24 protein-coding genes are annotated in these 22856 nt (G+C 43.8%); 9 read left to right on the forward strand and 15 right to left on the reverse strand.

From position 1 onward, the window contains the following. Positions 1-452 precede the first annotated feature (452 nt). Positions 453-1010 (forward strand): gamma carbonic anhydrase family protein, encoded by a 558-nt coding sequence (locus tag AB4238_RS03240; protein WP_372031242.1) that lies wholly within the window; start codon positions 453-455, stop codon positions 1008-1010. A 7-nt stretch (positions 1011-1017) separates the two neighbouring features. Here AB4238_RS03240 and AB4238_RS03245 read toward each other — a convergent pair whose 3' ends face one another. Both AB4238_RS03245 and aroE read right to left on the reverse strand, forming a co-directional pair. Beyond that, the gene (locus tag AB4238_RS03245; RefSeq protein ID WP_372031244.1) at positions 1018-1296 is read right to left on the reverse strand and encodes a DUF1488 domain-containing protein; all 279 of its coding nucleotides are present in this window, start codon (positions 1294-1296) and stop codon (positions 1018-1020) included. Between the two features lie 23 nt (positions 1297-1319). After that, positions 1320-2135 (reverse strand): shikimate dehydrogenase, encoded by an 816-nt coding sequence (aroE, locus tag AB4238_RS03250; RefSeq protein ID WP_372031245.1) that lies wholly within the window; start codon positions 2133-2135, stop codon positions 1320-1322. Between the two features lie 139 nt (positions 2136-2274). Here aroE and AB4238_RS03255 point away from each other — a divergent pair, with 139 nt between their 5' ends. Beyond that, a complete protein-coding gene (locus AB4238_RS03255) occupies positions 2275-2709 on the forward strand; it encodes a group II truncated hemoglobin (RefSeq protein ID WP_372031247.1) in 435 nt (144 codons plus the stop codon). A gap of 41 nt (positions 2710-2750) precedes the next feature. Here AB4238_RS03255 and hemF read toward each other — a convergent pair whose 3' ends face one another. From hemF to AB4238_RS03270, 3 genes are all read right to left on the reverse strand, one after another. Next, the gene (gene hemF / locus AB4238_RS03260) at positions 2751-3665 is read right to left on the reverse strand and encodes an oxygen-dependent coproporphyrinogen oxidase (RefSeq protein ID WP_372031248.1); all 915 of its coding nucleotides are present in this window, start codon (positions 3663-3665) and stop codon (positions 2751-2753) included. 12 nt (positions 3666-3677) lie between these two features. Further along, a complete protein-coding gene (locus AB4238_RS03265) occupies positions 3678-4241 on the reverse strand; it encodes an L-threonylcarbamoyladenylate synthase (protein WP_372031249.1) in 564 nt (187 codons plus the stop codon). A 99-nt stretch (positions 4242-4340) separates the two neighbouring features. Next, positions 4341-4904 (reverse strand): topoisomerase DNA-binding C4 zinc finger domain-containing protein, encoded by a 564-nt coding sequence (locus tag AB4238_RS03270; RefSeq protein ID WP_372031251.1) that lies wholly within the window; start codon positions 4902-4904, stop codon positions 4341-4343. A 123-nt stretch (positions 4905-5027) separates the two neighbouring features. On the opposite strand from AB4238_RS03270, the gene AB4238_RS03275 reads away from it, so the two are divergent. Further along, on the forward strand, positions 5028-6800 hold the full coding sequence (locus tag AB4238_RS03275) for a collagenase (RefSeq protein ID WP_372031253.1): 1773 nt from the start codon (positions 5028-5030) through the stop codon (positions 6798-6800). A 70-nt stretch (positions 6801-6870) separates the two neighbouring features. Here the strand turns inward: AB4238_RS03275 and AB4238_RS03280 are convergent, their stop codons facing one another. From AB4238_RS03280 to AB4238_RS03290, 3 genes are all read right to left on the reverse strand, one after another. Next, positions 6871-7344, reverse strand: a complete 474-nt coding sequence (locus tag AB4238_RS03280; protein WP_372031255.1) for a DUF494 family protein — start codon at positions 7342-7344, stop codon at positions 6871-6873. Between the two features lie 2 nt (positions 7345-7346). Beyond that, positions 7347-8366, reverse strand: a complete 1020-nt coding sequence (gene dprA / locus AB4238_RS03285) for a DNA-processing protein DprA (protein WP_372031293.1) — start codon at positions 8364-8366, stop codon at positions 7347-7349. Positions 8367-8505: 139 nt separating this feature from the next. Beyond that, entirely contained in the window at positions 8506-9606 is a 1101-nt protein-coding gene (locus tag AB4238_RS03290; RefSeq protein ID WP_372031257.1) for a LysM peptidoglycan-binding domain-containing protein, read from the reverse strand. Between the two features lie 135 nt (positions 9607-9741). Here AB4238_RS03290 and def point away from each other — a divergent pair, with 135 nt between their 5' ends. From def to AB4238_RS03315, 5 genes are read left to right on the forward strand one after another with little or no spacing between them, the layout of a single operon-like run. Further along, positions 9742-10254 (forward strand): peptide deformylase, encoded by a 513-nt coding sequence (def, locus tag AB4238_RS03295; RefSeq protein ID WP_372031258.1) that lies wholly within the window; start codon positions 9742-9744, stop codon positions 10252-10254. Positions 10255-10258: 4 nt separating this feature from the next. Next, positions 10259-11224, forward strand: coding sequence for a methionyl-tRNA formyltransferase (fmt, locus tag AB4238_RS03300; RefSeq protein WP_372031259.1), 966 nt, complete (start codon positions 10259-10261; stop codon positions 11222-11224). A 5-nt stretch (positions 11225-11229) separates the two neighbouring features. Beyond that, positions 11230-12510: a 16S rRNA (cytosine(967)-C(5))-methyltransferase RsmB gene (gene rsmB, locus AB4238_RS03305; RefSeq protein ID WP_372031295.1), complete on the forward strand. Its 1281-nt coding sequence runs from the start codon at positions 11230-11232 to the stop codon at positions 12508-12510. A 7-nt stretch (positions 12511-12517) separates the two neighbouring features. Next, entirely contained in the window at positions 12518-13927 is a 1410-nt protein-coding gene (trkA, locus tag AB4238_RS03310; protein ID WP_371994749.1) for a Trk system potassium transporter TrkA, read from the forward strand. A gap of 27 nt (positions 13928-13954) precedes the next feature. Beyond that, positions 13955-15397 (forward strand): TrkH family potassium uptake protein, encoded by a 1443-nt coding sequence (locus AB4238_RS03315; RefSeq protein WP_372031261.1) that lies wholly within the window; start codon positions 13955-13957, stop codon positions 15395-15397. A 156-nt stretch (positions 15398-15553) separates the two neighbouring features. On the opposite strand, the gene speG is transcribed toward AB4238_RS03315, so the two are convergent. Together speG and hemG (AB4238_RS03325) are read right to left on the reverse strand one after the other, a co-directional pair. Next, positions 15554-16060 (reverse strand): spermidine N1-acetyltransferase, encoded by a 507-nt coding sequence (speG, locus tag AB4238_RS03320; protein WP_372031262.1) that lies wholly within the window; start codon positions 16058-16060, stop codon positions 15554-15556. A gap of 178 nt (positions 16061-16238) precedes the next feature. Then, positions 16239-16781: a menaquinone-dependent protoporphyrinogen IX dehydrogenase gene (gene hemG / locus AB4238_RS03325; RefSeq protein ID WP_220737791.1), complete on the reverse strand. Its 543-nt coding sequence runs from the start codon at positions 16779-16781 to the stop codon at positions 16239-16241. A gap of 197 nt (positions 16782-16978) precedes the next feature. Here hemG (AB4238_RS03325) and AB4238_RS03330 point away from each other — a divergent pair, with 197 nt between their 5' ends. After that, positions 16979-17284: a metalloregulator ArsR/SmtB family transcription factor gene (locus tag AB4238_RS03330; RefSeq protein ID WP_020910282.1), complete on the forward strand. Its 306-nt coding sequence runs from the start codon at positions 16979-16981 to the stop codon at positions 17282-17284. An 81-nt stretch (positions 17285-17365) separates the two neighbouring features. On the opposite strand, the gene hemG (AB4238_RS03335) is transcribed toward AB4238_RS03330, so the two are convergent. From hemG (AB4238_RS03335) to AB4238_RS03355, 5 genes are all read right to left on the reverse strand, one after another. Further along, complete coding sequence (hemG, locus tag AB4238_RS03335) at positions 17366-17893, reverse strand: menaquinone-dependent protoporphyrinogen IX dehydrogenase (RefSeq protein ID WP_220737790.1); 528 nt, start codon at positions 17891-17893, stop codon at positions 17366-17368. Positions 17894-17981: 88 nt separating this feature from the next. Beyond that, entirely contained in the window at positions 17982-19439 is a 1458-nt protein-coding gene (locus AB4238_RS03340; protein WP_371994754.1) for a TrkH family potassium uptake protein, read from the reverse strand. 125 nt (positions 19440-19564) lie between these two features. Further along, the gene (locus AB4238_RS03345) at positions 19565-20176 is read right to left on the reverse strand and encodes a YigZ family protein (protein ID WP_372031264.1); all 612 of its coding nucleotides are present in this window, start codon (positions 20174-20176) and stop codon (positions 19565-19567) included. A 57-nt stretch (positions 20177-20233) separates the two neighbouring features. Then, complete coding sequence (gene pepQ / locus AB4238_RS03350) at positions 20234-21556, reverse strand: Xaa-Pro dipeptidase (protein WP_372031266.1); 1323 nt, start codon at positions 21554-21556, stop codon at positions 20234-20236. A gap of 121 nt (positions 21557-21677) precedes the next feature. Beyond that, positions 21678-22856 (reverse strand): hypothetical protein, encoded by a 1179-nt coding sequence (locus AB4238_RS03355; RefSeq protein WP_372031268.1) that lies wholly within the window; start codon positions 22854-22856, stop codon positions 21678-21680.

Below are 22856 nucleotides of genomic sequence, written 5' to 3' on the forward strand. Positions count from 1 at the left end.
CATATTGTTAAAGAGCGTGAAGTCATCTTTCATATCGACGCCTCGGACGCTTAGGTCGTTGGCTTGAGGAGGCGTATTCTACACTCTCCAGTGGCGGCGTCAAGCGCTTATTTTAAGAAGTTTTTCAAGCGATGATTTCTTAATCACTCTCGTGAAAAGAAGCACTACCCGAAGCCCTTAAAGCGTTTGTCACCTGAATCAAATCCCCGAAGGTTTTTAACTCTCTAACACCGCTGCAAGTCCCGTACTACCTAGCTTTTGCTAAGAGCGATTGGCCTGCTGTGCCGTGTCAGTGGATGCGCATTATAGGGAAATCCTGACAGAGCGCAAGGGGCTAAATGAGAAAAAATGCAATAAAGCTGCAGTTTTATTACTGTTTGCTGATAAAACACCCTGACTAGCCACTTTTTAAGCTTTATAATGCTAAAAACAGCTATTTTAAGGACTTTGGGATGACAAGCACGCAAAATAATAAGTCACTACGCCCGTATAAAGGCATCGTGCCACAGCTTAAGAATCATGTTTATATAGATGAAGCATGTGTTTTAGTGGGTGACATCACTTTAGATGATGACTCAAGCGTTTGGCCATTGGTCGCAGCTCGTGGTGATGTTAACTATATCTCTATTGGCAAAAGAACCAATATTCAAGATGGCAGCGTACTACATGTTACTCGCAAGTCGGCTTCATTACCTGAAGGGCAACCATTAATCATTGGTGATGATGTCACCATTGGTCACAAAGCAATGTTGCATGGCTGCAAAGTAGGTAACCGCATCTTAGTCGGTATGGGAGCTATCATTCTGGATGGCGCAATATTGGAAGATGATGTCATTCTTGGTGCGGGATCATTAGTGCCGCCAAATAAGACTCTTAAGAGCGGCTACTTATATGTTGGCAGCCCAGCTAAACAGGCTCGCGCGCTTACTGAAGCTGAACTCGCTTTCTTGCCGCAATCTGCAGATAATTATGTCAGACTAAAAAATGAGTATTTAGCAGAAGGCAATTAAACGTTTATTAGGTGACAATTACTCGTCCTAGCTCATCGAACTCCTCTTGTTCGATGAGTTGTTCCACCTCTTCTTCTATATCAAATCGATAAGTTTCAAACATTGCCAGCGCTTTGGTTGCTATGTCTTGATCGGTAGCGATTAAGCTTGTCTTTGATAATGCTGCTAACTTTGTAATACCAATTCGACATTCTATATTTATGCCCTGTTGCTGAGCAGTAAAAACAATCATCTGTGATGATGACTCCCAATCTTGTAGATCAGGAAATAAAATACTTTGATTCATGTCGCTCCCAATGAGTATCTCAACTAAAGCTCAGCTCTCAGCTGGCCTAAAACGGTTTCAACGCTGGGCTTAACACCACGCCATATAGCAAAGCTCTCTGCAGCTTGCCCGACTAACATCCCTAAACCATCGACTGTTTGTTTTGCTCCTTGCTCTGTAGCCCAAAGGTTAAAAGCCGTCTGCTCTTTGCCATACATCATATCGTAGCAAACTGTATTGGCGTTAATCACCTCAGCACTAAGGTTAGGCAACTCACCACTTAAACTTGATGACGTTGAGTTGATAATCACATCGTACTGCTGATCAGCATGGCCAAGCGATTGAGCGCTGACTTGACCATATTGAGTAAATATATCAACCAGCGCCTCTGCTTTTGATTGCGTTCGATTCACTATGGTTAACGCTGCTATATTGGCTTGTAGTAGTGGCAAAACACTCCCTCTGGCCGCGCCACCAGCACCCACTAACAGCACGCGCTTACCTTTAAGGCTGCCAAAGTGCCTTTGTAGATCTGCCACCAAACCTAAACCATCGGTATTATCGCCACGAATTTTGCCATCATTTAAGACAGATAAGGTGTTTACTGCTCCGGCAAGTTGCGCCTGCTCGCTTAATTCATCGCATAGAGCAAAAGCCTGCTCCTTAAAAGGCGCGGTAACATTCGCGCCCAAACCATTATTAGCTGCAAACTGACGAAAGCTGGCTTCAAACCCATTAACGGGTGCCAATATTGCTTCGTAGTGCAAAGCTTGTTGAGTTTCTGCAGCAAAAACGGCGTGGATCCGGGGAGATTTGCTATGGCCTATAGGGTTACCAAATACTGCATATCTATCTGTCATGTTGAGTACTCTGCGATTCACTAGCGGAAATGGCTATCAGTTTACCCTTGTTGCAGTGAGTAGCAATCGATTGTGATGCAGTTATTTTCAGGCCACATATTGCTACAATGGCTGCAGGATAAATAAGTGAAGAAACAAAATGAACTGGTTAAAGCGCTTAGTGGGGAATAAAACAGGCAATAATGAAAGAGATCCGCAGCAATCTAATGCCTATGATCGTATAGGCGGCGAGCAAACTGTTCGCGCCATTGCCAAACAATTTTATATGCAGATGCAATCTAAGCCTGACACTAAACCATTACTCGATATTCACCGCGCGCCAATAAGTGAGTCGGAGCAAAAATTATTTGAGTTTCTCAGTGGCTGGTTAGGCGGCCCACAGCTATATCAACAAAAACATGGTCACCCCGCCCTTCGAGCAAGACATATGCCTTTTAAAGTCGATGAAGCGATGCGGGATCAATGGTTAACCTGCATGAAAGCGGCCATTGAATTAGAAGTAAAAGATCCACAGCATCAACAAGCCATTTATGGTGCGATATCTACACTAGCGGATCATATGCGTAATCAATAATGACCGTTAGCCACTATTGATTACGTTTTTAGAGTAACAACCTATAAGCTCAACCAGTCTCGTGGCTTAAGATAATCACTGTATAGTGTTGCTTCTGGGCTGCCCACCTCAGGTGTATAAGCATACTCCCAACGAACCAGTGGTGGCATAGACATTAAGATAGACTCGGTACGACCGCCTGTTTGCAAACCAAACAAAGTGCCGCGATCATAAACTAGGTTAAACTCGACATAACGACCACGACGATAAAGTTGGAACTGACGCTCATGTTCACCATATTCGGTATCTTTACGACGCTCAACAATGGGCGCATAAGCCGTTAAGAAACCATTACCAACTGCTTGCATAAAATCGAAGCTCTTATCGAAGCCCTGCTTATTTAAGTCGTCAAAGAACAAACCGCCAACACCACGGGTTTCATTACGATGCGGTAACCAGAAATATTCGTCACACCATTTTTTGTATTTAGGGTAAGCTTCATCACCAAATGGTTCACATAATGATTTAGCACTTTGATGCCAACCAACAACGTCTTCTAGATATGGGTAATAGGGTGTTAAATCAAAGCCACCTCCAAACCACCAAACAGGATCTGCTCCCTCTTTCTGCGCAATAAAGAAGCGCACATTGGCATGAGTGGTTGGTATATGTGGATTCTTAGGGTGAATAACCAATGAAACTCCCATCGCTTCGAAGCTACGCCCTGCTAGTTCAGGACGATGCGCTGTTGCTGATGCCGGCATAGAAGCACCTGTAACGTGGGAAAAGTTAACGCCAGCTTGTTCAAATACAGCACCATTAGTCAATACTCGACTCAGTCCGCCACCGCCCTCTTCACGCTTCCAAGAATCCTCGACAAACTCGGCAGAGCCATCTAAAGCTTGCAGTCCATGACAAATTCGAGATTGAAGATCGAGTAAGAAAGCTTTTACTACTGCTGAATCTGGTGTGCTCATACGTTTCCTTGGTTAACCTTTTCTGAGAATATTGCCACTCTTGGCATCGATAATAGTTGAAGGAGCATCCTGATGACCTAACTCCCCTAACACTAATCCAGAGATAATCCCTTCAAACTGTTGCTTTACAGCTGATGGAGATAGCGCTGGTTGCTGTCCTGATAGATTGGCACTGGTCGAAACAATAGGCTTATCAATTGCAGCGCATAATGCTCGAACCCCCTCATGGGCTGTCACTCTCACTGCAATGGAGTCAAAAGTACCGCTTAATAATTTAGATAAACCGGCTTTGATTGGCATAATAAAGGTAAATGGTCCGGGCCATTTGCTGTGAACAAACGCAAGTTGCTTTGCAGTTAGCTGCGACTCATCAATGTAAGGAAGTAGTTGTTGGTATTCTCCTGCCACCAATATTAACCCTTTTTGCCAAGGGCGCTGCTTGACCTGCAGTAAATGATTAATCGCACCATCATTATCAGGATCACAGCCTAAGCCATAAACAGCTTCGGTTGGATAAGCAATAACCCCGCCACCCATAACAACTTCAGCTACTTCAGCTGGCAATACTTCTAACATCGGTCTCCCTTAACCTTGGCTCAATACACATTGCAATATCGCTATGATTACTTAAAAGCGGCATTAGTGGAAGATAATATGCTCATTTAGCATGCCGACTCAAACAGGCCGTTTATATTTACAGGCCTTTTGAGGGCACTCCAAGCGCATACCGGCAGCGCCTTTACGCTCGACGAGTATTCCAAAACCACAATCAGGACATGTTTCGGCTACAGGTGGGTAGTTCACCAGAAACTTACACTTTGGATAAGCACTGCAAGCATAGAAAGATTTACCGAATCGGCTGGTTCTATGCTCAACATGACCCTTGTTGCATTTGGGACAAGCTATCTCATCCTCGACATCAGCCTGATCATGCTTTTCGATGTGGCTACACTCAGGATAATTGGTGCAACCAATAAAAATACCGAAGCGGCCAGACTTTACCGCAAGCTCGCTAGCACACTCAGGACAAGATGAACCTTCTATCACTTGAGTTTCTATCGACTCATGCTGCACGAGCGGCCGAGTGTAATCACAACTTGGATAGTTATTACAGCCAATAAATCCACCATGTTTACTATGCCTTACCGACAACTCGCAGCCACACTTAGGGCAGAGTTCATACTCCTTTTCTAGTGCATGCTCATGTGTTGTAAACAGTTGCTGATCGATTTTAGCCATGATTATCTCAGTTCATCAGTATGTCGCTATTCTACCAAGTATTGGCCTGACTGTTGTATTCATCTAATAGGTTTTGACAAAAAACGGTGATATATTGTATCCAAAAAACACAAGGCATTATAAATGAATACAAAAACAAAAATTGCTTTAACGATTATAGTGGCACTCTCAGGCTCAATATCAGGTTGCTCCACTATCAACCCCCCTGCTGTGGCACCTGAAATAATCCAACAAATAAGCGCCAACTCTGAAAGTGCGCTATTTGATGAAACCAACCCACTTTTTACAGTATCTCATTTCCAGCAAGCAAGTGCTGCATTAGCCAGTACAACCGATCCTAAAGCACTTGATAACTTACTCTACTATTTTCGTGCATTCAGTTATTACGGTCCAACTGACGATCTGCAACAATCTGACTATGTCGGCTTATCTAATGCCCTAAAAAGTCTTGCAGACTCAGGGCAATTAAACAGAAATGCTCGCCTACAAGAACAATTTGCAGTGACCCTTTACCGCTACTTGGCTGATAACGAGCGCGCAGCGCAACTTGCCACTCTTTTACCACAACTCAATAATCAGCTGGCACAACTAACAAGGTCCACTAGCCAACAGGCAAATGATTACGCGCTACTAGAAACACTAAAGGCCTATGGTTTTTTGTTTAACGTTAGTCGAAAAGATGTCGACGGCGAATTGAATACGACATTAATCGCAGCAAACTTAAATCAGCCATTATTAGAATTTGCGGCGAGTGAAAATAGTATACGTGCGGAGCAGGATTGGCCAAAAATCAATGCCTATTGGGCGTTAGCATTATATAGGCTCGCACTCCCGGGTTCAGAAGATGGCGCGGCAACTGAACTTGAGCTTGCTGTCGATAAAGCCGTGGCCGACATTGCTAGGCAAGATGTAGCTCAACGAGGGAGTAGTGCAAAAGATACCTATAGCAAGGGCTACCATGTTAATACCTTTTCAGCCCAAGAACGTTGCCAAGAAAATAGTGATATTTGTCGCGTACCAGAGCTCACTGAAGGCTTACCCATTGAACACCATTGTTCTGAATCATTGTTTATCTTGGCGCAAGACCTCAATGAACAAGAGCTGGCCGAGAGCTGCACTAAACTCACCTCGCAAGAATCTCACTTTCACCAAGTCCTTGAAACACAGCAGCAAGCAACCGCAAATGATAACAATGAAGCACTGAGAGTTGTCGCGTTCAAAAACTGGAGTCAGTACAACTACTATGGTCAGCTAATATTCGATATTCAAACCGACAACGGCGGCATGTATATCGAAGGGACGCCTTCAAAACCCGGTAACCAAGCAACATTTTTTGCTTATCGCCAATGGTGGATAGAGCCTGAATTCGCAATTTGGAACCTAAACCATGAATACGTACACTACCTTGACGGCCACTTTGTGAAATATGGCGGTTTTGGACACTTCCCTAGCAAGATGGTGTGGTGGTCAGAAGGTTTAGCTGAATACATTGCTCAAGGTGATACTAACCCTACCGCACTAAAGATCATCAAACGCGATATCGACAAAGCACCAACGTTAGAAGAAATATTTGCGACTGAATATAAAGATGGCGTTGATATGACTTACAAGTGGAGCTATATGGCAGTGCGTTTCCTCGCAGAGCATTACCATAGTGATTACGTGAAATTGAGTCAGTTCTTAAAAACAGATTACTTCGAAGGGTATGAGCTGCTATTAGCCGACTTAACACAACATCAGCAACAGTTTTCTGAGTGGTTAACCTCTCAAGTGGCACAGTTTGATGACAGCGAAGAAAAGTCTAAGCCACGACTGCATAAGCAGAATCGTTACGCCTATCGTGACTACTTGCAACCGCAGCATCTCATCCAAGACAGTAATCACCTGCATTTTTAAATATGCGTGAATTCCAGTACTAAAAAAGGAGGCATAAGCCTCCTTTTTTATCTGATACCACAATAAACTCTTATGAATGCAATCGACCATCCGGTTGCTCAAAAATCAGATCTTCCATCTGCTCATAAGCTGACTCATGGCCAGGTGCATTAAATAGCACCATTAAGATAACCCATTTAAGATCATCCAAATTTAGCGTCGTTTCATCAAGCTCCATCACTCGATCAATAACCATTTCACGGGTTTCAACACTAAGTACTTTAATCTGTTCAAGAAACAGCAGAAAGCCGCGACTTTCTACATCTATTTTATTAATCTCTTCTTTAGTATAAATACGGAAAGACTGCTGATCATGATTGCAAAGGTACGGTGTTCCCGCCTCTTGCAACTCAGCTAAACCTTCTAACCAAGTTAGTGCTTTAATGATCTCTGCCTGGTGAAACCCGGCACGCGTTAGTTCTTTTGTGAGTTCGTCTTCATCGACAAGAAACTCAACTTCACTATGCACATAGTTTTCGAATAGATACATGAGGATATCAAACATGGCTAGCTCCTCTTAAGTCTTACATAACCACCGGGTACAGCAGTAACCCAACCTTGTAACTCAAGTTCAAGTAACTGCTCCAATACTAGCTCTATGGTTTTTCCACTATGCTCAACCACGTTATCGATCGTTGTGGTTTCATAACCTACACTAGCTAACAGCGAAGCAAATGGCAAATCAGAGACTATCTCCTCCTCTATATGGTGACTGGCTTTGACTTCTTCAAGGTGAAGACCAGATAAAACCGCAACTTCTTCTAAAATGTCAGTGGCAGACTCCACCAGCTTAGCCCCATCACGTAACAGTTGATGACAACCTTCACTGTGGCCGCCTAGCACACTACCAGGTAATGCAAATACTTCGCGCCCCTGCTCATTAGCCAATCTCGCACTGATTAATGAGCCACTTTTTAAACCCGCTTCTACAACAAGGGTTCCTAGAGTTAGACCGCTAATTATGCGGTTTCGTTTCGGAAAATTGCCAGAAAATGGCTTAGTTTGTGGCCAAAACTCACTAATAACACAACCATCTGTTTGAATTCCATTGTAAATATTCTGATGTCTCTTGGGGTAGATAACTTCAACACCAGTACCAAGAACAGCAACGGATACGCCATGATTCTCAATTGCAGCGCGATGAGCTGCACCATCGATACCTAGCGCCATGCCACTGGTGATAGATAGGTGTTGCTCAACAAGTTGCGATGACAAAGCATGCGCCATTTTTAAGCCACCTGGGGTGGCATTTCGGCTGCCAACAATAGCAATACTTGGGCGAAGAAGAGCACTAGCGTTACCTTTAACGAACAACACGCTAGGAGGATCGCTAATTTGTTTAAGCAAGGGGGGGTAAAGAGGATCGTCGCAACATAACAGGTGATGATGTTCACTCAGCTGTTGCCACTCGAGTGCCGAGTCAACTAAAGCGTAATTGGGAGTAAGGTTGGAGCGAAGCAAAGATTCAGGCAAAGGCAATGCATCTGGCTCATGCGTTAATCTTTGTCTTAACTCTTCCACATCCATGTAATTTATCAATTGTTTAATCCGAGCGGGTCCTAGCCCGGATACAGCAGAAACAACTAGCCAGTCGACCAGCTTTTCATTAATAGTCTATCCTCAAGTCATCTGCGCAGTAATATCACTGCACAGATTTAACTTTAGACTACTCGCTCGCTATCAGCGAATCAGGAATAGTCAGTTTATCAGCGACCCTTACTGGGCGCTCATTTACTAAGATAATCCCCATACTGACTTTTTCGAAAACTTTGAAAACCATTAGCTTGCCACGATACAGATCAGGCATTTGTACCGCATTGTCAGCTGAGATCCCAGCCAACATTTTTTCATAACGAGTACGGTCATTTGGTGGTACAGGCACTCCGTCACCATCTATCACCACCACATCACCCTCTTTAAATATTGAGAACACTTGCCCAGTCTCAACGCCATCGGTATCACCACGGTCAATGTAAACAACATCAAATTTGCCCATTGCTCGCACATCAATACCAGAGGCCAACACTGTAGTTGGAGCGGTCAATTGTGCCGCTCTTGGCATAAAGTAGGCTGACATTAATGAGTCATCTTCAATTGGCAGCAAGCGATAACCCGCTTTAGTTTCTCGTAAACTACTTAACAGCTCGACTTTCGATACCGGACCAGACTCAACAACCCGGCCACTTGCAGTCAAAATAGCTTCAAGCCCGAGTGCTTCGCCATCAGTATTGGCAAACTCACGGCCGCTGGCATAAATACCAAATTTATCACCAACGGTAAGCTCACCTTGGACATAAACAATATCGGATACCACATGGTGGCGAGATTCGCTTTCACCGCCCATAACCATCGGCTGCTGCTCAAACCAATTGGCCTCAACGACTCGATTGTGCAGCAAATAGGGTTGGATCAGTGACAGGTCTATAGCAGGAATGGCACCATTTTTGGGTGACACACGCCCAGCAGGACTCTTGCTTAAATGAGGCTTGACCACTAAGCGGGGCTCACCATCAATAAACACCAGCGTCAATCGATCACCAGGATAGATAAGGTGTGGGTTAGCCACTTGCGGGTTAGCGCCCCACAATTTAGGCCAACGCCAAGGATCTTTTAGGAAAAAAGCTGATATATCCCAAAGAGTATCGCCTTTTTTAACAACATAGGACTCAGGATGTCCAGACTTCAGTGTCAAAGTATCAGCGAAAACGAAGGTGCAACCAAGCATAAGTGAAGCAAGTAATAGTAACCGTTTCATCAGGGTATCCATGCTATTTGCTCTTTATTAGATTATAAGTAGAGCTTTTGCTGTTATTGAATGCCGCTAAGGACTAAAATTGAGCCATTAGCCTGAGCCAGTATAACTAACTGGTTTAGATTTGACAGACTTGTTAAGAGTTTAGGTATGAGTTTATTAAAAGTTTTACGTTTTCCAGATGAAAGATTACGTACAGTGGCAAAGCCAATCACCGAGTTTAACGCTACTCTACAGACACAAATCGACGATATGTTCGAGACTATGTATGAAGAAAAGGGGGTTGGTCTAGCGGCTACCCAAGTAGATTTTCATCATCAACTTATCGTAATGGATCTTCAAGATGAGATCGATCGCCCAAAAGTGTTCATTAATTTAGAGATAATTGCCAAAAGCGGTGATTTCTGTAATGAAGAGGGCTGCTTATCGGTTCCTGGTATCTATGCAAAAGTAGATCGTGCCGAATTTGTCACCATCAAAGCGCTTGATCGAGACGGTAATGAGTTTACTTTAGAAGCTGAAGGGCTGTTTGCTATTTGCCTGCAACATGAACTCGACCATTTAGCGGGTAAATTATTTGTGGATTATCTATCGCCACTGAAACGCCAACGTATTAAGCAAAAGCTAGAAAAAGCCGCTCGCTTAGAAGCAAAACAAGGATAAATTTTTGAAACCACTTAATGTCATTTTTGCCGGTACGCCAGACTTTGCCGCTCGCCACCTTCAAGCGCTTATCGAATCACAGCACAATGTGATTGCAGTTTATACCCAACCAGACCGACCTGCAGGTCGTGGCAAAAAGCTACAATCTAGCCCGGTAAAGGCATTGGCACTCGAAAATGATATTCCAGTGTTACAACCTAAGTCATTACGCGATGAAACCGCCCAGCAAGAATTAGCCGCGCTTAATGCCGATATTATGGTTGTAGTGGCTTACGGTTTAATCTTACCGAAAGTAGTGCTTGATACCCCACGCTTAGGTTGTATCAACGTGCACGGTTCTATTCTACCTCGCTGGCGTGGAGCAGCGCCAATTCAACGTGCCTTATGGGCTGGCGATACTGAGACAGGTGTTACCATCATGCAGATGGATATTGGTCTAGACACCGGTGACATGCTATTAAAGACCCAGTTAAAAATTGAAGATACTGATACCTCAGCCACTCTGTATGAAAAGCTCGCCGAACAAGGTCCAAGTGCTCTCGTTGAAGCATTAGCGGGCATCGCGGCTGATACATTACCAGCAGAAAAACAGGATGAGAGCCTAGCCAACTACGCAGAGAAGTTATCAAAAGAGGAAGCACAAATTGATTGGTCTAAATCAGCCCAAGCCCTTTGGCGTGAAATCAGAGCTTTTAATCCATGGCCAGTAAGCCACTATCAACATGCTGGTAATACCATAAAAGTTTGGCAAAGCCATGTTAGTGATAGTACTTCAACTGCAACAGCAGGAACGGTCATCTCTGCCGATAAAAACGGTATTGAGGTTGCGACCGGAGACGGTGTGTTAACCATCACTACGATGCAACTCCCCGGCAAGAAACCACTTAGTGTTGCTGATATTCTCAATTCTCGCGCCGATTGGTTCACACCAGGCACTCAACTCAACAATGCAATGGATGACCAAGGCTAATGGCAATAAACTTAAGAGCACTAGCCGCGAAAGTGGTATTTCAGGTGTTAGAAAAAGGCATTTCACTTTCTGTCGCCCTGCCCGATCAGCAACGTCACCTAGAAAGTGGCAAAGATAAAGCACTGTTAGCAGAGCTTTGCTATGGTGTCATGCGCCATCTACCCCAGCTCGACAAACAAGTCAGTGACTGTATGAGCAAACCGCTCAAAGGGAAACAGCGTATTGTTCACCAGCTACTTTTGGTTGGCTGTTATCAGATCTACTTCACACGTATCCCTAGTCACGCTGCGATTTCAGAAACTGCAGAAGCTTGTCGCCAATTAAAATTTGAAGGCTTAGTCAAGGTTGTTAATGGGGTACTGCGCACTATTCAACGCCAAGAGAAACCACTAGCGACCGACAACGATACGCTTGCCTACAATACGCCAGCATGGATCATCAAACGCCTAAAAGATGCGTATCCTGAAAACTGGCAGCAGATTATAGAACAGAGCCATCAACGACCGCCTATGTGGCTGCGTAACAACCAGCAATCACAAACTCGCGAAGCCTATCTCAGTGCATTGACCGATATGGACGTTGAAGCTACAGCAGGTAGTAGCAATGATGCTATTTTACTGTCTAGTCCTCGAGATGTGATGCAACTGCCAGGTTTTGAAACGGGTTCAGCCTCAGTTCAAGATGGTGCCGCTCAATGGGCAGCAACACTACTCGCCCCACAAGGGGAAGAGTTGGTACTCGACGCTTGTGCTGCACCTGGTGGTAAAACCTGTCACTTATTAGAACTCGCTCCGGATATTAAGCTAGTTGCAGTAGATTTTGATGCCAAACGACTTGAGCGAGTGCAACAGAATCTAGATAGATTATCGCTACAAGCTGAACTCATCCATGGCGACGCATCGAATATTGATTCTTGGTGGCAAGGTGATAAATTTGATCGTATCTTGCTCGATGCACCTTGCTCTGCAACCGGTGTTATTCGTCGTCACCCTGATATCAAGTGGCTCAGAAAAAACAACGATATTGAAGAGTTAGCCGCACTGCAATCCAAAATATTTGATCACTGCTGGAAGTGGTTAAAGCCAGGTGGCACACTCTTATATGCAACATGCTCTATCTTGCCACAAGAAAACAAAGATCAAGTTAGCGCCTTTTTAGCAAGAACTGCTGATGCAACCTTAGTGCCTATCGAAGAGCAACCCAACCCGCAGGATATAGGTTGGCAAATTGTTCCAGGACAAGAGAATATGGACGGCTTTTATTACGCTCGCCTAGTGAAGGATTAGTACGGCAATGAAAATAATCATTTTGGGTGCAGGACAAGTTGGTGGCACATTAGCCGAAAACTTAGTGGGTGAAAATAACGATATTACTATCGTCGATAACGACAAAACTCGTTTACGTACCTTGCAAGACAAGTACGATTTGCGAGTTATTTGTGGCCACGGTGCTCACCCAGATGTATTAAGGGAAGCTGGCGCAGAAGATGCTGACATGCTGATTGCGGTAACCAATAGCGATGAGTGTAATATGGCAGCCTGCCAAATTGCCTATTCGCTATTTGGTACGCCCACCAAAATTGCCCGGATCCGCTCAGAACAGTACTTAAACCTGCGCGATAAACTGTTTATTGATAGTGAAACTAAACACTCAGAGAATCGTCCACGCGGTGGTTTCATCATTGATGAGCTTATTGCACCAGAGCAGCTAGTGACCGCCTATATTGGTCGCCTTGTTGAATACCCTGGTGCACTGCAAGTATTAGAGTTCGCCGAAGGTAAACTAAGCCTAGTGGCTGTTCGTGCTTATTACGGCGGTCCACTAGTGGGTAATGCCTTAGCGGCATTACGCGAGCACATGCCCAATATTGATACCCGGGTTGCCGCTATTTTTAGGCAAGGCCGACCGATTATGCCGCGTGGCACCACCATTATTGAAGCCGATGACGAAGTGTTTTTTGTTGCCGATAGTCGCCATGTTCGCGCAGTAATGAGTGAGATGCAGAAACTGGATAACTCCTACCGCAATATTATGATTGCCGGTGGTGGTAATATTGGTCTTGGGCTCGCTAAGCAACTGCAGCGTAATCACTCAGTCAAACTAATAGAGCACAAGCAAGAGCGTGCCGAAGAGTTATCTGAAAAACTTGAAAATACGACAGTATTTTGTGGTGATGCTTCAGATCAAGAACTATTACTAGAAGAGCATATCGACCAAACCGATGTCTTTATTGCGGTCACCAATGACGATGAAGCCAATATTATGGCTGCGTTATTGGCAAAACGTATGGGCGCCAAAAAGGTGATGGTACTTATTCAGCGAGAAGCTTATGTTGATATTGTGCAAGAGGCCAATATTGATATCGCCATCTCACCACAACAGGCCACTATCTCAGCGCTTTTGACCCATATTCGTCAAGGCGATATCTGTAATGTTTACTCGTTAAGACGTGGCGCAGCGGAAGCCATTGAGGCAATTGCCCATGGCGATAAAAATACCTCAAAAGTTGTCGGCAAGCAGATTGGCGAAATCAAACTGCCTCCAGGTACCACAATTGGTGCTATTGTCAGAGATGACGAAGTATTGATGGCACACGATAAAACGGTTATTGAACAAGGTGATCATGTCATCCTATTCTTAGTTAACAAGAAGTTTATCGGTGAAGTTGAAAAGTTATTCCAACCGAGCGCCTTCTTCTTTTAAATGTGTTCTGGAGCCTAACTTAACACCATGCTGAACTTTCGGCCTCTGCTGTTTATATTGGGGATTTTTCTATCAACGCTCACCGCGTTTATGTTAATCCCTGGTGCTTTCGCGCTTTACTACGGCGAAGAAACAGTAGGTGCATTTATGATCTCCTCTTTGGTTGCGGGCACCGCGGCCAGTTTTTGTATGCATCAAGGACAATCTCAGCAACTACACCTCAACATCCGCGATATGTTTCTACTCACCAGTCTCACCTGGTTTATTGTTAGCTTATTCGCCGCATTACCTTTTACGCTCTATCACGGTATTAACTATACCGATGCCTTCTTTGAGACCATGTCAGGGATCACTACCACTGGCTCAACGGTACTTTCAGGCCTAGATACCATGGATCACAGTATTCTTATCTGGCGCTCCCTGCTGCAGTGGCTCGGTGGTATAGGGTTTATTGTGATGGCGGTGGCGGTACTGCCATTTTTAAACGTCGGTGGCATGCGGTTATTTAGAACAGAATCTTCAGACTGGGGCGATAAAGCCACCCCTCGCACTCAACATATGGCAAAAAGCCTATTCATCGTTTATATCCTACTGACTTTTCTTTGCTTTTTGGCTTATCACAGTAGCGGCATGAATTGGTTTCAAGCGATTAACCATGCGATGACCACCCTTTCAACTGGCGGTTATTCAACTTCAGACAGTTCTATGGCCGCTTTTTCAAAAGAGGCGCACTGGGTCGGCACCACTTTTATGCTCGCCGGTGGCCTGCCGCTGTTAATGTTTGTCTACATGGTGCAACAGAAGTCATTGAAAGTGTGGAATGATGCTCAGGTAAAAGGCTTCTTGAAGTTTGTCGTTCTGGTTTCAACATTACTGGCAGTATGGTTATGGAGTAGCAGAGAAATAGAGCCTATTGATGCCCTGCGCCTCGCTAGCTTTAACGTGGTATCTGTAGTTACCACAACGGGTTACGGCCTAACAGATTATTCCGCTTGGGGCGCCGTTGCCAATATCGTATTCCTGTTTTTAATGTTTGTCGGTAGCTGCTCAGGCTCAACGTCTGGCGGGATTAAGATTTTCCGCTTTCAAATTGCTGGTGTGATCATGCGTGAACAACTTAAACAGCAATTTCACCCTAATGGGGTGTTTAAAGAACGCTACAACAACCGCATCATCAGGGATGATATCGTCCGCTCACTGGTCACCTTTATATTGCTATTTATGTTGGTCATTGTTGGCTTATCTATCATCCTGGTACTTACAGGTTTAGATCCTATCACTAGCTTTACTGGTGCGATTACTGCTGTGACCAATGTTGGTCCAGGACTGGGAGACACCATTGGCCCTGCAGGCAATTTCGCTCCATTACCCGATGTTGCTAAATGGGCATTATCGGTTGGCATGCTGTTAGGCAGGTTAGAGATTTTAACCGTTGCAGTACTATTCCACCCAAGTTTTTGGAAGTACTAATATTGACACGGTTGCTAGGGTCTGTTGCTCTTTCGAGCTTAGTTTTTGTTCGATTCTTTCCCGTAAGAAATAATGCTAAGTGAGAAGCTCGTAACCCACTCTAGTCATAAAAGTAATAGAAGCATTGAAAGATCAACAGCCCTTAATCGACGGTTATTAAACACAGCCCTGTAAAATATACATCCGTTTCACGTCTCGATATTCGCCGTTAATAAATATCTCTTTTACTAAGTGCCCTTCCTCAATAAAGCTGCACTTCTGATAGAGGTGAATCGCCCGCTCATTCTCTATCGCCACATGCAGATACACCTTATGCAGATTCAAAATCGTAAACGCATAGTTAAGCGCTTTATTGATTAATGTTCGAGCGTAGCCTTTACCTTGATATTCTGGAGCGATAATAATTTGGAACTCAGCACTACGATGGATGCTGTTTATCTCAACTAGCTCAACCAAACCAACAGTTTGCTTATCAGCATCTTCTGCGATAAAACGACGCTCAGTTTTATCGTGAATATGTTTACTGTAAAGCGCTTCTAGTTCATCAAACGATTCATAGGGCTCTTCGAACCAGTAGCCCATAATGGTACGGTTGTTATTTAGCTGATGGATAAACCTTAGATCGGTGCGCTCTAACGCTCGCAACTTTATTTCACTACTCATAAATGACCTCTAAACAATCAATTTAATACCCAGCAAATAGGCCTAAATGGCATGCTGGCGGCGGATTATAGAGTGGATAGTTTTGAAGTCACTAATTAAATTTTGATCATCTAAATGTGGATTGATAGACATAAAAAAACCATAGCCTTTAGCTATGGTTTTATCTGTCTACTTCACGCTATTTTGACAAAGTAACCAAGTGGTCAGCGTAAACATCGACATCTTGCCAATCGGTGTAATCGATAATCGAAGTCGGATCCGTTGGGCCATTAGTCATCTTCATAATGAACTGAATCATCCAGCGGTCGTACCAACGCCATGATGGGTAATCAACTTTACCCGCTATCACTTTAACGTCTTGTGGCTTCCAAGGTGATAGCTCAATAAACTTCTGTAGATACTTATTATTTTCAGGTACACGTTTTTCTGGGTTACGCGCCACTACGTTAACACTGAAAAAGCTCGATGGCTTAGCGGCAAACTCTGCTTGATGCTCGGTAACAAACTCAAAAACAGACTTATGGTATGAACCATAAAGCACGCATGCACCCAACGCGACAGCATCATACTTCGACCAATCCAAGCCTTCAGCCTTAGCTTCGTTAATATGCATCATATCGCACTGATGCCCTTCACTAACAATACGGTCGGCTATCGCTCGACTAATTCTGGCAGTATGACCGCCACGTGAGTAATACAAAACTAAAACTGATTTATTCATTATTCCAACTCGGAAATTTCACATTGCATTCATTGTTGCAGTAAATGGTCGATTTAACAGGATAATAGATCACAAATTAGGCATAGCTCATATTATCAACATCAAAAATTGAGATCCCTGTAGTGCAGGGGTATATTGTTTTATCACACCAACTCAATTAGAATTAACTAATTAAAGGCTATGAAGTGAGTAACCGTATGCAAAAAGAAATCGATGTCAGTGCAATGGTAACTAATGCAGAGAGTGCTGCAAAATGGCTTAAAGCAATTGCAAACCCATACAGATTAATGATCTTATGCTTATTACTTGATAAAGAGTTAAGCGTAACTGAGTTAAATGAAACGGTGCCATTGAGCCAATCTGCATTATCACAGCATTTAGCGGTGTTACGTTCGGAAGACTTAGTTGCGACTCGTAAGAGCTCACAGGTTGTGTTCTACACCCTGAAGAATGAACAAGTGACCGAAGTTATCTCGATCCTACATAAGAAATACTGCGCTTAGTGGTTAGCGATTGTGTAAAGCATTCATAATAAAAAAGCCTGCTAAATAGCAGGCTTTTTTATGCTCATAGCAAATCCATGATTACCGCTCGGCGAAACTGCGAGCAAACTCATCAACTTTATCCCAGTTGGTAAATTCAAAGGTACCGCTAGTATCCGTTGGTCCTTTCGTCATCCACATGATAAAGCGGATCATCACTTTATCGAACAAACGGTATTTGGGGTAATCAATCTTGCCAGCAAACACACCAAGCTGTTGAGGCTGCCACAATGAAAGTGCTAAAAACTTTTTCATATACGGATTAGTTTCTGGGGTATTTTTCTCGGGCTTTCTCGCGACAACATTAACGCTAAAGAAAGCATTTTTCTTTGCATCTAATACTGCGTGATGACGATTGATAAACTGGTACAGTTCAGGTCTATGCTTACCATATCGAATACTTGCTGCCACCAATATCTTATCAAACTGAGCTAAACCTAAGGCTTCAGCTTCCTCGAGTGAGGCTAAAGTGACAGTAGCACCTAGCTGTCGATTGATCTTGCTAATCTGCTCACAAATTGCTTTGGTTTGACCATCGACGGTTGAATAGATAACCAGTGTATTGCTCATTCAGTTCCTGCTCTTAGTAGATTTAAATTATGGTGCTCGACCATTAGGGTAAAGCTATATGATTAAAACTAGCTTAGCCACAGCAATTTTAATTCTTCCAGAATGTGGGTGTAAATAATACCAGCAGCGTAAACACTTCTAAGCGACCAAATAGCATGGCAAATAACAGTACCCACTTTTCACCGTCACCAATACTGGCATAGTTACTGGCAACTTCACCTAAACCAGGGCCAAGGTTATTCAAACATGCAGCCGTGGCACTAAATGCAGTAATCGCATCCATGCCCATTGCCATTAAGATCAACATGCACAATACAAAGACTAAGGCATAGGCAGAGAAGAAGCCCCACACCGCATCAATCACTCGATCAGGCAGCGCTTTACCGCTTATTCGAATCGAAAACATACCACGAGGATGCACTAACCGCTTAAGTTCACGTGAGCCCTGCAGCAGCAGTAAAATAACCCGCATCACCTTAATACCACCAGCAGTAGAACCACCACTACCGCCAATAAAACTGGAAAAGATTAACAGAATAGGCAAGAACAACGGCCAAGCATGAAAACTTTCAGTACCAAAACCTGCAGTTGTTGAAACAGAAACAGCCTGAAATAGCGCGTAATCAAAGGTTTCTTCTGGCGAATCGTAGATGCCACTATGATAGAGCGTAGCAAAACAAATCGCAGTTAGACCGAGTTGGATAGCGATAAGAACTTTAAACTCAGCGTCTTTAAAATAGACTTTTAGATTGATGCCGCGACGTGAAAATGCAGCAAAGTGCAAACTAAAATTCAGTGCTGCAATTAATAAGAACACCACACAAATCATATTGATGGCAGGGCTTTCGAAGTAGCCGATACTGGCGTCATGAGTTGAAAACCCACCAATAGCTATGGTTGAAAACGAGTGACAAATAGCATCAAACACATCCATTCCAGCCGCCCAATAGGCCACTGCACATGCCACTGTTAATGCTAAATAGATGTACCAAAGCGCTTTAGCGGTCTCGGCAATTCTCGGTGTCATCTTGCTGTCTTTTACCGGTCCGGGCGTTTCAGCGCGGTACAACTGCATCCCCCCGACACCCAATACAGGTAAAATGGCCACAGCTAATACAATAATCCCCATACCGCCAAGCCACTGCAGCAGATGTCGGTAGAACAAGATTGCTTTAGGTAGCGCGTCCAAACCAACAATGACAGTCGCACCGGTGGTTGTTAGCGCAGAAAAGGACTCAAAGAAGCTATCTGTTAGACTAAGCGAAGGTTGGCCAGAAAAAATAAACGGCACCGCACCAATAGAACCAAGCACGACCCAAAATAGCACCACCAGCAAGAACCCCTCTCGAGTGCGCAAATCTTTTCGGTGGCGACGATTGGGATACCAAAGTGTAAAGCCAAGAATTAGGCATAAAACAAATGCCTGTATAAATGCCATACCGCCGCCATCTTTATAGATAACGGCCACCAAAGCTGGCGGAAGTAAAGACAAGGAGAACAGCCCCATTAATAGGCCTGTAATTCTTATTATTGTTCTATATTGCATTAGATTCCATTGCTAGCGCATTTTTGCTCAAATGCATTTTCGCACACTTCTTAAGAATGTTCACAATCGTTTTACTTATAGCGGTCAGTATAAAGATTTGCTCTCTCAGCGAGAGTTTAGCCTCTTTAGTCATATAGTGCTTTTAACTGTCCTTGACTCATGGTGGCCAGCTCTATATTTAGCTCACTTTTAAAACGCTTTGGTATGGCAAACTCAATGCTGATACTTTCGGCAAAGACTTTATCTGCAATCACCACATCGAACTGTGAAAAAAGATGCTCAACATCTTTAAGTTGATGGTAACCACACACTAGTTTTCCCGGATAGCGGATCTGCTTAAGTTTAGTCTCTAATTGCGGCAATCCCTTTTTCAAGCCTGAGCTATAAGCGCGTACCAACCCGCCAACACCTAACTTAGTGCCTCCAAAATAACGGATGACCACTGCGCCAACTTCACCGATATTACTACCTTGCAAAGCGGCCAGCATCGGCCTACCAGCACTGCCCGATGGTTCACCATCATCACTTGAGCCAATATTGATACTATCGGATGGTGCACCGGCAACAAATGCATAGCAATAATGGCTTGCGCCAGGGTACTCCAACTTAAGGTTAGTAAGTACACACTTAAACTCTGACTCAGACTGGCAGTGGAATAACGTTGAGATGAATCGACTATGCTTAATCTCTTCCTCGATCAATAGGTCACTCGCGGGGATCTGGTAGCTCTCACTCAAAATAAATGACTCATTACGTTTCTCAACATTAGTAAGCGTCTTATAACAGACATACTATTAGCGATTAAGGCCAAAATTCCGAGTCATATTTTCAGTTCTATCGCTATGCACAATGACATTGTCTTCAATACGAATACCGCCAAATGGACGCAAGGTATCAACAGTATTCCAATTCACCAGCTTTTGGCGATTGTCTTGCTTTAGTTCAGCCAATAATGAATCGATAATGTAAACACCTGGCTCAATGGTCAATACTTGATTCTCAGCGAGTGTTCGGGTGCAACGTAAAAATGGATGCGCATCAGGCGAGGCGATATGAGTCCCTTTGTCATCGGCAAGGAAACCTCCCATATCGTGTACTTGTAGCCCTAGCATATGTCCGAGACCGTGAGGGAAGAAAGCACTAGTGATCCCCTGCTCTACTAATCCCGCTGCATCACCAGATGCAATATCAAAATCTATGAGTATCTGCGCTAACTTATGATGCGTGGCAATATGTAGATCGATATAACTAACGCCAGGTTTCATCATCGCAATAACCTGTAACTGCATACGATCCATAGCAGTGATCAAATCATCAAAAATATTCTTCTGGAACGCATAACTACGAGTGATGTCTGAAGCGTAGCCATGAAAATTAGCGCCAGCATCAATCAAAAATGACAGTCTCTGTGACGGTGATGTCTGCTCTAGTGCGGTATAATGTAATATTGCAGCGTTTTCATTTAATGCCACAATACTACTGTATGGCACTTGATTTTCACCCTGAGAGATTGCACTTAGGTAAACTTGAAGGATTTCGAATTCGCTAGCACCATTATAAAAAGCGGTTTTCGCTGCTTGATGACCGGTCACCGCGATGCTATTTGACTTACGCATACACGCGAGTTCGTAGGCGGTTTTTTCGGCTCGATGGTAATTCAAGTAACTTAATACCGAATCAGGGTTGCGTCGGTTGAAACCCAGTACATCTGCAACATCTAAATGTTCGCCAATATAAGCCCAATCATCAATATCTGCAGGTAAAAACTCAGCGACCTTGTCAGCTTTAGTCAGGTACTTAATATCGACATAATCGGCCCAAAAGTCAGTTGGCTCATCGGCCACTTTATGCCAGAAATCAACGGGACGATAAAAAATAAGCGTCGGTTTATCGCGACCATTAACAACTAACCAAGAGTTGGGGTTATCGATCACCGGTAACCAAGCTTTAAAGTGAGGATTAACCTTAAATGGATAGTCCATGTCATCTAAAAACTGTCTATGAGGTTGGCCAGAATGGATCACTAAGCCAGACAGATTTTCACGAGAGGTGATATCAGCGACGCGACGATTTAACTCGCTAATGTGTTCGTGATAGAGATGCGCTAGCTGTTCCATGGTGGTTTACCTTATTATTTTATAGCTAAATATCAACGTTGGCTCAGTCTATCATAAGGTAGGTAAAACTCTAGATTTGTCACTGCTGTGATCGCCTCAACTTCTGTAAAGAGATCCTATATTAAAAAGCATAATGAAAACTAAATTTGGCAAACTCTTCGTTTTTCAAAGCGTACAAGCGTTTGGCATCTGCCGTCGCAGACAATACCCCCATTATCTTGGCTTTTATCCGTAAATAATCATTTAGTCGATACTGGCAACTTGCCTCTGCGTACTGACTCCCGTTGTCCATGTCATAGCTATACAACAGTCTTATCTGTCCACTATTTTCAGCAAACTCAAATTTGGTACCGAGAAAAAGGTCATTTTGCCCATGAGACTCAGCGCGATCTCCTCGATCATCAAATACATACTCAGCAATAACCACAAGCTCTTGCAGTGTCTCTTCAAGTGCATAAATAGGGTATTCAATTCCAATGTTGCTGGCAACAAAGCCACTATCAAGCTCGCGACCGGTTTTAAACTCCCACTTATATGTTAATGAATCACTAAGATAGACTGCATCAAAAAGCAGGTTTTCAGTTTGAAGATAGAAGGGTGTTAGCTCACCTGCTTGAGGTTGTCGTATCAAAAGCGGGTCCCGTCGAGTACCGTTAAAATAGCCCACGGCAAACTCAAAATCATCGAGGTAAAACAAGCCGCGAGCAGCTATGCCTCCATTTTTTTCATTGTCTTGGTAATGGTTGGAATCTGAAATAGGTAAACCATAAGCAGGACGAAGCGGGAATTGACGAGCACTAAAAGTAGGCAAAAAATAAAGACCAATCTCTCCTGCATCTAACCGATAACTTAATGAGGCAAAGGTCTGCCCCTGCTTCACCTTACTGTCTAAGCTTTCTCTGATATCTGATTGGTTAATCACATTCACAAGATTTATTGATTCAGACACTCCCCAGAAGAAAGTATCTACGCCGGCAGCAGCCCTAATATTGCCCCAGCGAGCAGAGAGTTTTGCTTGGCGGATGTCGGCATAGCGACGATGGTCATCAGCACTATCCCAATTAGCAAAAAGCTTAGCATCAAACTTAACCACACCAAAACGCTGAGACGCCATCACCTCGCCACGTGCGCCATAGGCCAAGTCATCGATATTAATTTGAGGGGTTTGGGTTGACTCAAAGTAGTAACGTGATGTCGCGGCTATGTCGACATTTACGCGTTCAAGTAATGACTGTGCAGCAACGCCTGTACAGCTAATAGCTAACAGTAAACCCAATGAAAAGTTAGGCAACAATCTCAT

Origin of the sequence: Shewanella sp. 10N.286.45.A1 (assembly GCF_041470405.1) — a bacterium.
Taxonomy (GTDB): domain Bacteria; phylum Pseudomonadota; class Gammaproteobacteria; order Enterobacterales; family Shewanellaceae; genus Shewanella.